General features: G+C 46.8%; 13 protein-coding genes. 5 read left to right on the forward strand and 8 right to left on the reverse strand.

Translation table 11 applies throughout. The annotated features are described in order from the left end of the window. The first annotated feature begins 408 nt into the window (after positions 1-408). Positions 409-1,470: a conjugal transfer protein TraF gene (gene traF, locus O3276_RS11930; protein WP_269675817.1), complete on the forward strand. Its 1,062-nt coding sequence runs from the start codon at positions 409-411 to the stop codon at positions 1,468-1,470. A 112-nt stretch (positions 1,471-1,582) separates the two neighbouring features. Here traF and O3276_RS11935 read toward each other — a convergent pair whose 3' ends face one another. Beyond that, a complete protein-coding gene (locus O3276_RS11935; protein WP_269675818.1) occupies positions 1,583-2,413 on the reverse strand; it encodes a hypothetical protein in 831 nt (276 codons plus the stop codon). A 41-nt stretch (positions 2,414-2,454) separates the two neighbouring features. After that, positions 2,455-2,670 carry a hypothetical protein gene (locus tag O3276_RS11940; protein ID WP_269675819.1) on the reverse strand — a complete coding sequence of 72 codons (216 nt, stop codon included), beginning with the start codon at positions 2,668-2,670 and terminating at the stop codon, positions 2,455-2,457. A gap of 423 nt (positions 2,671-3,093) precedes the next feature. Here O3276_RS11940 and O3276_RS11945 point away from each other — a divergent pair, with 423 nt between their 5' ends. Beyond that, positions 3,094-4,050: a hypothetical protein gene (locus O3276_RS11945; RefSeq protein WP_269675820.1), complete on the forward strand. Its 957-nt coding sequence runs from the start codon at positions 3,094-3,096 to the stop codon at positions 4,048-4,050. A 176-nt stretch (positions 4,051-4,226) separates the two neighbouring features. On the opposite strand, the gene O3276_RS11950 is transcribed toward O3276_RS11945, so the two are convergent. Beyond that, positions 4,227-4,574, reverse strand: a complete 348-nt coding sequence (locus tag O3276_RS11950; protein ID WP_332328226.1) for a phosphatidylserine decarboxylase — start codon at positions 4,572-4,574, stop codon at positions 4,227-4,229. Between the two features lie 438 nt (positions 4,575-5,012). Between O3276_RS11950 and O3276_RS11955 the strand changes: the two genes are divergently transcribed. Next, positions 5,013-5,759: a hypothetical protein gene (locus O3276_RS11955; protein ID WP_269675821.1), complete on the forward strand. Its 747-nt coding sequence runs from the start codon at positions 5,013-5,015 to the stop codon at positions 5,757-5,759. Next, a complete protein-coding gene (locus O3276_RS11960) occupies positions 5,756-6,160 on the forward strand; it encodes a hypothetical protein (RefSeq protein ID WP_269675822.1) in 405 nt (134 codons plus the stop codon). Before O3276_RS11955 ends, O3276_RS11960 begins: the two co-directional genes overlap by 4 nt. Here O3276_RS11960 and asd read toward each other — a convergent pair. The 3 genes from asd to O3276_RS11975 form a co-directional block, all read right to left on the reverse strand. Continuing rightward, on the reverse strand, positions 6,153-7,025 hold the full coding sequence (gene asd, locus O3276_RS11965) for an archaetidylserine decarboxylase (protein WP_269675823.1): 873 nt from the start codon (positions 7,023-7,025) through the stop codon (positions 6,153-6,155). The two genes, O3276_RS11960 and asd, sit on opposite strands and share 8 nt — an antisense overlap. 199 nt (positions 7,026-7,224) lie before the next feature. Next, the gene (locus O3276_RS11970; RefSeq protein WP_269675824.1) at positions 7,225-8,061 is read right to left on the reverse strand and encodes a sulfurtransferase; all 837 of its coding nucleotides are present in this window, start codon (positions 8,059-8,061) and stop codon (positions 7,225-7,227) included. Between the two features lie 142 nt (positions 8,062-8,203). After that, complete coding sequence (locus O3276_RS11975) at positions 8,204-9,826, reverse strand: hypothetical protein (protein ID WP_269675825.1); 1,623 nt, start codon at positions 9,824-9,826, stop codon at positions 8,204-8,206. 421 nt (positions 9,827-10,247) lie between these two features. On the opposite strand from O3276_RS11975, the gene O3276_RS11980 reads away from it, so the two are divergent. Next, positions 10,248-11,039: a hypothetical protein gene (locus O3276_RS11980; RefSeq protein ID WP_269675826.1), complete on the forward strand. Its 792-nt coding sequence runs from the start codon at positions 10,248-10,250 to the stop codon at positions 11,037-11,039. Here the strand turns inward: O3276_RS11980 and O3276_RS11985 are convergent. Continuing rightward, positions 11,015-11,590 carry an ADP-ribosylglycohydrolase family protein gene (locus O3276_RS11985; protein ID WP_269675827.1) on the reverse strand — a complete coding sequence of 192 codons (576 nt, stop codon included), beginning with the start codon at positions 11,588-11,590 and terminating at the stop codon, positions 11,015-11,017. The genes O3276_RS11980 and O3276_RS11985 overlap by 25 nt on opposite strands. Beyond that, a complete protein-coding gene (locus O3276_RS11990) occupies positions 11,550-12,230 on the reverse strand; it encodes an ADP-ribosylglycohydrolase family protein (protein ID WP_269675828.1) in 681 nt (226 codons plus the stop codon). Before O3276_RS11990 ends, O3276_RS11985 begins: the two co-directional genes overlap by 41 nt. Positions 12,231-12,418: the final 188 nt, after the last annotated feature.

The raw sequence follows: 12,418 nt of genomic DNA on the forward strand, positions 1-12,418 counted from the left end.
GCTGAACAGTCAATCACTGCGGCTGACAGCGCCTTATTTACCGCATGAGCTAGCCATTCTGCAAAATCTTATTATTGGCGATACAAAAATAAATAATTTACATTTTGAATCTATTACCAGAAGCCAGATCACTAAAGAAATATAAATATTATTTTTACCGATTGAGTACTAATTCTGTGTCGTTTTTATAAAAGACCAATGCCGGATCCATTGCTTTCATTCAACCATCAATAACCTGCCAATACTCTTTGTGGCGTGGTAGTCTGGTAATTACGGACAATAATAAAACTGACAAAGCAGGGAGCATTTCATGAAACTTAAAAAATAGCCGTTGCGACCACAGCCGTCTTTCTCTCCGGAGCTGCTCAGGCATTTGATGCCAGAACAATAGCTCAAGGTGGAGCTGGAGTGGCTGTCGGGGATTACACACACCATATTCTAAACCCTGCGCATTTGGCGTCCTTTGATCAGGATGATGATCTTGGTGTGAATCTTGGTTTTGGCGTGCTTTTACAGGATAAAGATGATCTGGTCGACACAGCCGACAAAGCATCTGATGCCGTGAATGCACTTGGTGACACGGCGGGTAATTATCAGGCAAAGGCGCAACTGGCTCTGGACTCTTTAGATAACCTGGCCAATAAATACCTGAGCATCGAAGCTGGAGGGAATGGATTTATTGCTATTCCGAACAGTGTTATGCCAGCAAGCCTGTATGTGAACAGTGTGCTGAAAATGTCGGCAGGCGTTGGTGAGATTAGCACTGACGACAGGGATGATATACAAGATGCCATAACCAACGGTAATAGCAATGCTGTAACGGTCGATGATCTGGAAACTCAGGTTGAAGCCAGCGCCGTAATGACTGTTGACGTTGGTATCGCTGTCGCCAATGAAGTAAGCACCGAATTGCCTGGCAAGTTGAATATTGGTGGAGTGCTCAAATACCAGCAAATAACATTGATCGACTACAGTGAGGCCGTTGCGGCATTCGATGATGATGCTCTGCTGGATACAGAGTCCAGTCACAGTAACTTCAATATCGACCTTGGAGCCGCCTATCAACTGAATAATATACTGTCTTTTGGTCTTACGGCGAAAAACCTGATTGGCAAAACCTATAAGTCAAAAGACTCAACCTCTGAATATAAGGTAAAGCCTGAGTTAACGGCTGGTGTGGGGGTGGATTACGGTATCGCGTCCGTAATGGGTGACCTGCAGCTCACCTCGACTGACGGCTACGGCGCTGTTCAGGAGAGTCGCTATGCAAGTCTGGGCATTACTCTGGACTTCTGGGAGCATGCACGCCTCTCGGCTGGCTATCGGACTGACCTTGAAGATAATTCAGGGAATGTACTGACAGCCGGTGTCGGCTTGTCGCCATGGGATTTATTTGGTCTGAATGTGGCAGTTATGGTGGGCGAGGATAGTACCTACGGCGGTGCGTTGCAATTCAGTGCAAAATTCTAAGCCAGGGCCGCAATTTACCATAACAACATGTGAAAGGATGAACCCGGGGAAATGCCACAGACGTACACGCTCGTGTAACGTCTGTGGCATTTTTGACAAATAATGAAATATATCAAGGCATAATTACAGCGGACGTTTGTATAAAACTACTCCCCCGTCGTTTAGGAGCAGGGCCGGTATTGTGGCGACCGGCGTCATTATCAGGCCCGGCGCGTTGCCTTTTGCGTCGTTTTGGCACCATTCGGTAAAAGACTCGCCCTTCATGGTCATCAGCCACCACCGCAAGCTCACGCTCTTTAAGTATCTTAGCGCCGACACAGTCCGGTTGTTTGAGTATCTGTTCCAGCTCATATTGTCGCGGCGTGCCAATGGCAGGCAAGATGCCCTTCTGTTGCAGTCGCCTGATCTCTGCCTTAAAAGCCCTGCCGATAGCTGACGATAGCCATTTTGTTTCCAGGCTGGGCAGTTCCTCGGCAACGACAATAATCTTTTCCTTCAGGGTCATGGTGGGTAACCGAACTTGCCGCAGCTCCTGCTCATTGTGCAGCTTTCGGTAGGCACCGGCGAAGCCGATACCCGGGTCCCAGCAATCCGGTGCTCTGATACCATCCTTGTGCCTGGAATGCTCCGCAAAGCAGGGCTGAACCCCGGCTTTTTGCGCGATAACGAGCCGCACCAGGTCATCCAGACTTTTGCGCAGACACACATAAGGCTCGGGTGCCCGTTCAATCCGTAACCGTCGTTTATCGTTATCAACCGACAGGCCGTATTTACGTGAGAACGGGTTGACACCGGTGTGATGATGCCAGCCCCCGGTGATGCTGGCCAGATCAACCTTTTGCAATAATGGCTGATGCAGTAAATAACCATCAAGGCTGACATGGCCTGAGGAGCAAGCCACGAATAATGATTCATCCCGGCATTCCATTGTTTTCTCTTTCAATCATTGTTTTCCCTTTCAATGTGGCAAAGTCGGTAATTTTTTTAAGCCAATATTTTCTTTACATCAATAACACGTATAGTCAAGCCAAGGTTACGATAAAATGATGAAACCAGGGTGGCTGCTTCAGATTCACCATGGCATAAATATTCCGTATATTTTCTGGAGTTAATCCCGTTTGTATCTTCTATTGATGGCAGAGCACTGCCATCCGTTGCAGTATTAACCAGTTGAAAGTTTGCCTTAACAGGTAGAGACATAACAACACATACAATCTCGAATAATACTATTTTCTACTTATTGGAATTTGAAAAAGCAGATTAATTGGTTGATGCCTTGTCGGCAGATTTGAGGCGGATTATAATTAGTTAAGTCAGAAAAGGCAATGAGTGGAGCTGTTTTAAAGGTGAACGTTAGTAATAAATTAGAATTTTAAATCATTCCAATTCCCAGATTTCATGAGGAAAGTAATGAATCTCCATACTACACTGTCTTTATTTGTGCATTTGAAGCCATCTGTACTTAGCACTCACTGACGTTTAATGGTTGCACAAAAGTAGAGGTGCTTCAATTATTTATCAGGATAAGTCACTAATATTTTCATTTGGTTGTACTTTTTTGCTCCGGAACTGATTGGTTCAGAGCTGACTGATTAATCAAATAACTCATTTGGTGGAATTGTTGTGGACATTCGAGCAAGCACGCCCTCTCCGACAGAGAATCATCAGGCCCCTGGTTCAGATAATAATTCTGCGAAGGTAAAAGGTTCAGACAATATATCAAGTCCTTCATATTTCTCAGGGAGAGACGTTGAAGTAACTGATCAAAAAAGACCGAGAGATTCCACATGCGATCTTCTAACACTCACTAAAATCACTAAAACAATGGCAGAAACTGACGTTTTGTCAGGAAAAATCGAGCCGTTACACGTTAAACAACATACGACAGTTTCTTTTCAATCCCCAATGTCATCTTCCGTTGTGTCAGGACAACCGTCACAAATCCCTGCCCGGAAAATGGCCAGCCCTCACTCTTTATTGTTATCACCAAAGGAGTTGACCGATCAAATCCGGCTCAAGACCTATGAAGAGTTAAAGGCATGTAAAACCTTACCGGTATTTTATGTCGCCTACCCCAATGGAGCGGTCCGTTTAACTGAGTCAGCAAAACAACGGATGTATGACGATGGCCTCTCTATTGACGACGTGAAAAACGCTCTCCATCTCACCACTGGTAAATCTGCGCTCAATCAAACACCTCAACTGAGTTTTGACCATCTTTATTACATCGCTAATCACAAGGTAATCGTTCATCTTATGAAATATGCCGAGGATAATATTTTTAAACCCACTGTATTTAAGCCAGGGATCGACGTGTTTGAATATTTCAATGAACCTAAACAACAATGGTTACCTGCCAAGGCAGAAAGGAGTATTGATTATCCTGAACCGTTAATCGACCCAAGATACATTCTGATGGAGGAAATTCAAAGTCATGAAGCAGGTGGACATACGCTTATAACGGATGATGAAAAGTATTTAGCCGATAAAGTGGCCGAGTGCTTAACCGAAACTCTCGGCATTATTTGGCATACCCTGCATAGCCCTGGGCCTGACAGCGAAAAAAGTTGCCTTCCTTAGCGATTTGATCAATCCGGAAACGACGGCACCTTCCCGGGAGGATGATTTGGTCGAATGTAGAGGGGGGCAGAACACACGTCTTTCAGCAACTGAGTTCCTGACACGGATTCGTTACGCTCCCGGAGGTTCTGAATACCAGGCTCTATGTGATAAAAATCCCCACTATAAAGAAGGCACTATTTGATGTCAGGAGCATCGACCCGGGCCAGGGCCTCCCCCATCTTGATCGACAGGCCGGGTTGCCAGTTTTCCAGCCACTCAATCTGGTCTTTGCCAAAGAGCACAATCGCAGTGGATCCCAGTTTGAAGCGGCCCAGTTCATCACCACGGCTTAATTCAACCGACTGGCTCGCCTCACCATGGTAGTCTTTCGGGGAGAGGTAAATGGTGGCAAACTTTCCCCCCATAAATTCCTGCCCAAGCTCCAGATCACCACAGCAGTTCGACCAGACTGCAGAATTGGTGTCAGGTCTTTCTTTGTGCATTAAAGTAAGAAGTGTGGGGGCGGGTCTTTGTTTGTACATCAGTAGTTATGATAAACGACATTTGTTTTTCAAAAAGAAAAACCTGACCCCAGATTTCGTTCGCCTGCCTGACTGTGCCATGCCTGTATCGCCCACTCCCTGAAGCACTGACATGCTCGTCCGGTTGTTTATAATCATTACCGGATATCGTGTGTTTCCAACTTATACCAGCACCGCCTCTATCCATACCTGAATTCAGGATTTTAAAATTATTTCACTTACCAGATTTCATTTGGAAAGTAATGGAGCTCCATACTACACTACGATTTTTGATGCATTTGAAGCCATCTGCTCTTAGCATTTCCTGATATTTTCTGGCTGTCAAAAAGCAGAGGTGTTTTAATTTTTTGTCAGGATAAATTTCACATATTTACAATTGGTTGCGCTTTTTGGTCCAGAACTTACTAACAGTCAAACAACGTATTGGGTGGAATTGTTGTGGATATTCGAGCAAGCACATCCTCTCTGAAAGAGAGTCATCAGGCCCCTACTTCAGATAATAATCCTGCGGAGGTAAAAGGTTCAGAAGATATATCAAGCCCTTCATGCTTCTCAGGGAGAGACGTTAAAATAACTGCTCAAAAAAGACTGGCAAATTCTACATGCGATCCTCTTCAGCTCAGTAAAACCCCTAAAATAACGACAGAAACTGAGATTTTGCCAGGCAAAAATGAGCAGTTACACGTTAAACAACAAGCGACAGTTTCTGTTCAATCCCAAATGTCATCTCCCGTTGTGCCAGGACAACCGCCGGAAATCCCTCCCCGAAAAATGGCCAGCCCTCACTCTTTATTTTTATCACCTAAGGAGTTGGCCGATCAAATCCGGCTCGAGACCAATGAAGAGTTACAAGCATGTAAGACCTTACCGGTAATTTATGTCGGCCAACCCTGTAAAGCGGCCCGTTTAACTGAGTCAGCAGAACAACGTATGTATGACGATGGCCTCTCGACTGACGACGTGAAACACGCTCTCCATCTCTCCCCCGGTAAATATGGGCTCGACGAAGCAGATGAGTATCATTTTGACCGTTTTTATTTCATCGCTAATCACAAGGTAATTGTTCATCTGATGAAATATGACTATTTTGATTTGCGCAAACCCAATGTGTTTAAGCCCGGGTTCGACGTGTTTGAATATTTCAATGATTGGGAACAAAATGGCTGCCTGCCGAGGCCCGAATGAGTTTCGATAACACTCCTGAACCGTTAGTCGACCCCAGATACATTCAGATAAAGGTAATTCCAGATGATGGCGCAAATGACATACAAACTCGTGTTACAACGGATAATGAAAAGTATTTAGCCGATAAAGTGGTCGAGTGTTTAACCGGGACTCTTGGCGTTATTTGCCATACCCTGCATAGCCCTATGCCTGACAGCGAAAAAGTTGCCTTCCTTAGCGATTTGATCAATCCGGAAACAACGGCCCCTTCCCCGGAAGATGATTCGGTCGAATGTGGAGAGACGCAGAACAAACGTCTTTCAGCAACTGAGTTTCTGACACGGATTCGTTGCGCTCCCGGAGGTTCTGAATACCAGGCTGAATGTGATAAAAATCTCCACTATAGAGAAGGCACTAATTGATGACAGGCGCACTATTGACCTGGGCCAATGCCTCACCCATCTTGATCGACAGGCCTGGTTGCCAGTTTTCCAGCCACTCAATCTGGTCTTTGCCAAAGAGCACTATCGCAGTAGACCCCAGTTTGAAGCGGCCCAGTTCATCACCACGGCTTAATTCAACCGACTGGTTCGCCTCACCATAGGTGGTGGTAGCAACCTGCCCCCTTTGTGGTGTCACCAGACCGGCCCATACGGTCTCAATACTGGCAACATTGATTGCCCCAACCATGATGACTGCCATGGGGCCGTATTCTGTATCAAAAATACTGACTACCCGTTCGTTCCGGGCAAAGAGATTGGGGATATTCTCAACGGTCCCCTGGTTTACAGAGAAAAGGCGTCCGGGCACATGGACCATCTTATGCAGGGATCCGGCCGCGGGTATATGGACACGGTGGTAGTCTTTCGGGGAGAGGTAAATGGTGGCAAACTTTCCCCCCATAAACTCCTGCCCAAGCTCCAGATCACCACCGAGCAGTTCGACCAGACTGTAGTCGTGGCCTTTGGCCTGAAATATTCTGCCGTTCTTGATGTCGCCTATCTGACTGATGACACCATCGGCCGGGCTGACAATCATCTTCGGGTCTTCTGGTAAAGGACGGGCTCCATCCTTTAATGACCGGGTAAAGAAGTCGTTGAAGTGGCGGTACTCTTCAGCGCCTTCCCGTTTCGCTTCACTCATATTGACGTGGTAGTGATCGATAGCCCAGCGAATCAGGCCATTTTTGAACCATGGAATCTGGCATTCCACAAAATAGTACACAGCCCTGGAGATCAGGTGATGGGGTAGTACATACTGGATAGCTGCAAACAGTTTTTCTTTCACGGTGATGGAATATCCTGTAGTTAAAATAGGTATCTGATAAGAGCCTGTCGTCTATTTGTAAGGGATCATGCCAGGCTCTGAAGGTTGTTCAAATGAATCAAGACAATGGTTCTCGAAAAACAGGAAAGTGGCAGCCATTGTAATTCATGGCATGACTGCCTGCACCTTCGGTGATTATATCGGTGATTGCTGTGTTTGCTTATTGAGCAACTGGTGTATGGGGCAGGTTCCCCCATTCAGACCATGAGCCGTCATAGGCTCTGACCGATTGAAAGCCAAGCGCTTTAGCCACAAGATAGGTAAACCCTGAACGGTGATGGGCCTGACAGTGGGTGATGATTTGTTGATCTCTTTTAATACCAAGAGCATCAAGCTCCGCCACCAGCCCTTCTTTAATTCGATAGTTCTTTTCCGGGTCCATGGCCCGGGTCCACTCAAAATTAATGGCTCCGGGAATATGGCCGGCCTTCTGTGCCATGACCTTTTCTCCGCAGTATTCTTCTGGAGAGCGTGCATCCCAGATAGTGAACTCCGGGCTCGCCAGTGTTTCAAGGATGAAGTCGCAGCTGGCAATAACACGGTCATCTATCGTCAGGGAAACGTCGGTGGAAGCTCTCACGTTGGCCGCGGACTCTCTTGGATGGCCTTCTTTCAACCAGGCATGGATACCACCATTAAGATACGAATATTTCCGGTGACCAATAACATCCAGCGTCCAGATAAAGCGCCCCGCCCAGCCACCGCCTTCATCATCGTAAACAATAAAGTGCTCTTCGCCGGTAAAGCCCAGCTCACTGAACAACAATTCCAGTTGACTGAGTGCTGGCAGTTTGCCACGGGCCGGTTGCGTTCCTGCAACCAGCTGATGGGGTTGCACATGGATGGCCCCGGGAACATGAGCCTGTTGATACAGCTGGGGATTACCAAGATCAATAATAATCAGGCGCTCTTTTACTGACGCATGGTCTTCAGCAGTGAGTATGGATTCCAGAACATCTGGTTCAAGGATAAGTGGCAGCTTGTTATTGTCAGTCATATTACGTCCAGGGCGTTAAATAACAGGGCCTGTGTTTGTGGCTCTCTGCATTAGAGGCTCTTATGGTGGCCCGAATGTCAACCTGATAGATAGCTATGTCGGGCAATTCTGCCTGAACAACCCTATCCAGTACCAGCGTATTTTAGTGTTTATCCCGCATAAAATTGGGAAGTTTCTTTGCTTTCAGAAAACTGTCAATTTTATTTTTCTGTGACTGTTTTAATCCGTGGAAAAGTTGCGGATTCTCTGTCAGCAGTTTTTTCAGCAGGTCGACGTTGTCAGCATTAATGAGCTGTTTGCATTGCCTGGCAAATGTTATTGGCGAGCTGCTGTTGTCTGCCAATGCACTCAGACATTCCCCGGAATTTTTTTTGCCAGCCTCTGATGTCGTAGCTGTCGATGGCCCAGCAGGTTGGTTGCAGGAGAGGGGGGCGGTGGTCTTTTTGTCTTTTTTTTGCTTTCGCTGTGTTTTGGCTGGCGATGGTCTTTGTTTTGCTTTGGCCAGATCATCGGCGGCTTTTGAACTGGCAAGCGCCTTAATGGTTTGCTTCAGGCATTTTTTCTGCCGGGTAACACTGCTATCCAGTATGCCGATTGGGCCGCTGTCAAGCTGGACCCTGGCCAGGGCCTGCTGGAATGGGTGTTCTTTGGGGATAATCCGCTCCATGCTTTTGACAATACTCATGGGGCGAATCTCCCCTCTCGCCGTTTTGACTTTCGGGACAATCAGTTTGTCGTTTTGTTGCTGCCAGTAGCCGAGCTGCTCGAATAACCGGATAATCACTGGCTCAGAGCCTTTAGGCGAAGGCCGTTGCTGATAGTATTCACACAGGGCAAAAAGCAGGGTGCTCACAAAGTTGCTGCTGGCCTCTACGCCCTTAAAAACAACACTATGAATAATAGCGAAAGTGTCACCACCATGGCTGAGAGGATAGGAGGCCTGTTTAAGAATCAGCGGGATGTTGTCCGGATAGCTCACACCGATCCTGGTATATAAATCCCAGCTTTTCTGGTTCAGCTGCTCAAAGGTGAAAGGATCCGGATCTTTCGGAGTCTGGCCATTCCCCCGCACATCATCACTGCGTATCTGGGTAATACGTCGGCTTATCGCGTTCAGGTAACTTAGCCAGAAATGGTCCACCAGCTGATGATCCCTCTGGCTGCTGTCATCAGGTGCGTTTTTCTGGGCAGCCGGTTTGGTGTGGTGCGTTGAAGGCCACCCCGATGGCTGACAGCCCCTGGTGGATTTGGCAGGTTCTGATGCCAATCCCCTGAGTCGCTTAAGCAATATGTCTCTGAAGGCCTCAACCAGTTCGCTGGTTTGCTCGAAACCGAGGTCTTTGGGGAAGCGGTGGCTTAGTGCAAGCCATTGCTGGCAGATATCATGCAGCTGTTCGGGAATCGGTTTTTTGACAACAGGCGAAGTTTCGGGCAAAGAGAGCTCAACACCGGAAGCAGCGTCTGGAGCAGCAACTGACTCTTGAACCGCAACTGACTCTTGAACAGCGATGGCCTCAGGAGCAACTGTTTCAGGAGCAACTGGCTCAGGAGCAACTGTTTCAGGAACAGCTATTGATTCAGAAACAGCAACTGTGAGTCGCTCGGGGAGCCGCGTTGCCTCATAAGTGTTTCGGGGTTGACTCTCATCCGATACCATGAGGGGGCTGACCGCAGAGCCAATACTGAATCTTTCGTCATGTTCCACTGGCTCTCTTGCCAGGGACTTGAACCAGTAAAATCCACCGTCTGATGTTAATGAGTTCATTGCAAATTGCCTGAAAAGCGAACCATCATGTTATTAAAAGGTTGGATTCAATTTTATAGATTTGACTTATTTTTATGCTTAAAGTTCAATTTTTCAAAACCTGCGTCCAAAGCATAAACAAATTGCAAACCAGTGGCAGTTCTTGATTCTTGAATCTGTTCAGAAAAATACCTGACTCTCAACTGCTGTAGCTGCGTTTATAAATAGCCATTTTAATAAAAAGTACAGCAGTAAGGCCTTTCCACCTGGAAGCAGGAAATATCCCTAATATCATGAAACTTTCATTTGAATCAGTGGTCAGAGTAAATAAAGTCAATAGCTTTCACCTTACACCATGAATTCTCATGTTCATGAGCGTTGGAAACGCTTTGAACATAATCCCTTGTCATCAACTTGATAATTTAGAATATGAGTAATTTTTATGACTTCACCCATATCAGCATCAACTTACCCAAAAATGGCATGGCAAGAACAACAAAATCCTGAAGAAACCAAGGATGCCAAGGAAAACACAGGTGCCAAGACAAACACAGGTGCCTCAGAAAAGTCAGGCACCACAGCAATGTTTGATAATTTATCGGCTGAAGAAGTTGTGCCACAGGCTTCTACCCAAACACCGCCACCTGATTTTTACCCATCCAAGTCACAGTACGAAAAAGATTGCTTTGATGAAAGCATTTGCATGCAATCAGTTACATCATCATCAGGTTCTTCTCCGCTTGAATTCAGGAATATGATAAAAATTGAACGCCAGAAAAATACCTTTATGCATCAGGACATGTTGAAATACAACCTGTCACTCGATGGATCATTGCAGGAAGATAATTACTCGAAATGTAACAATAAAGTGAGAGAGTTTACAGGTGTTTATGTTTTCAATGGTATTGATTTGAATCATGGCCGCCAGCTTTACCCCCTTAAAAATCTTGGTCCAAAAGATCCACATTCAATATATGCTGGTCAATTTAACGATGGCACGTTTTTCCTCCTGGCGTTGAATCCGTCCCAGTGTGAAAGGCTTTTTAAAGCCGATTCTCACAATAATGTCGGGTACTGTGGTGGATCCTATCTCGCCCAGAGTGGCGGAGAAAACACTCATTCCCTCTATTGCGGAAATACCTATAAAGAAGCATTAGAAACGTTTGAGTTGGCTTGTAAAGGCTCCGAAATGCGTAATTTATTCAAGGACTATTCTCGGACAGCCTCCTGGTGATTTTGACTGGCTACCTCCCTTGCCAGGTTTTCCAGCTCATTACCATTGCGTAATTCTTTTAACAGCCGTTGCGGTAAATTGCTGATGCCGTTTATGGCTCCGGCGATGGCTCCGGTCAATGCTGCCCTGGCCATATTATTGCCACCGCCATTGCTGGCGGAGAGGGTAGCCATCTCAAAATCATTCGGGAACCGATACATCAGGTAGTAAGCAGCGGGCAGCAAGTGCATGACCTGACAGTCCATACCAAAGAGATGACTGACGTACTTCGGCTCTGGAATACTGACCAGATCCGGACGGCGGGCGATGCTGCCATTGACCGGGGTTATGAAGCGGTCGTAGCCACCAACAATAGGGGCAATGACAGGGTGGCGAGCCATGGGTCTCAGGTAATCTTCCAGCTCATCAACAGTGATGCCATTGATCAACGCCTGGATAACCAGGCCGAAGACAATATGGTTACCCCTGACAAAGTGATCCCGGTAAAACACCTGCAGCAGCTGGTCCGCTTCACGGGCAAAATGTCTCGGGGTCGGAAATGGTGGCAGCAAGGGGAACGAGCAGCAATGCGCCGTCAGATGTATCATTGGTCGGGACGAACGAATGCATGTCGTCCCACTCTATACCCCGGGCTCGATATTTCAGTAAGGCCCGGTGAAGACTATCGGTATAACGTCCTGAGAAGGCCTCCCCACTGAGCGTGGCGTATAAGGTATCCAGACGTCGGAAGAAGTCATTGCCCACAAGCTGTTTTTTTTCATGCAGGCTCTCCAGCAACAAGGTGTAAATCTGGCCTGTCTGGGAGAGATCACCAGCGCGTAATCCCTGTTCGTAGCGAAACCGGCTGACATTGGCGAACCGGTGATCACCGTCGGGTTTGGGGTCAACGTAGTGGTCAACCCAGGTGCCGTGCTCCCTGTGCAGGGCGTCCATATCATAATACCACTGCGTCCCCAGCCCCAGTGCGTCACCAATCAGGACACCCATGATGGCACCAGCGGCCCGATTGATTCTGGCCAGATCCTCAGGACCTGCTGACGTACTGATCGACTCGTTGTCGACAGCTTCAGCTGTGTTGTTTTCTGGCGTCTGGGTTGCTGTAGCAACGGTAGCCAGGGGCAGAAGGATGAGTAACAGCCATCGTTTGATGACGATGTTAATGCTTCTGAAAGTAGTTATTTTTGCCAGCATGAGTTACTCCCGTTACTGATACATGGTTGCAATATATTAGTGTTTACGGCTTTTTTCGTACGTAGTTCAGAATTAAAAAGTTATAACATTAACTTCAGGCATTTAACCTAACCATCAAGTAAGCAGGCCTGACGGAATCAAACAGAACATCTTGCGGGTTCTCCTCAAATTTGAGCATGGAGGATTGC

The sequence above is a fragment of the Endozoicomonas sp. GU-1 genome, assembly GCF_027366395.1.
GTDB lineage: Bacteria > Pseudomonadota > Gammaproteobacteria > Pseudomonadales > Endozoicomonadaceae > Endozoicomonas.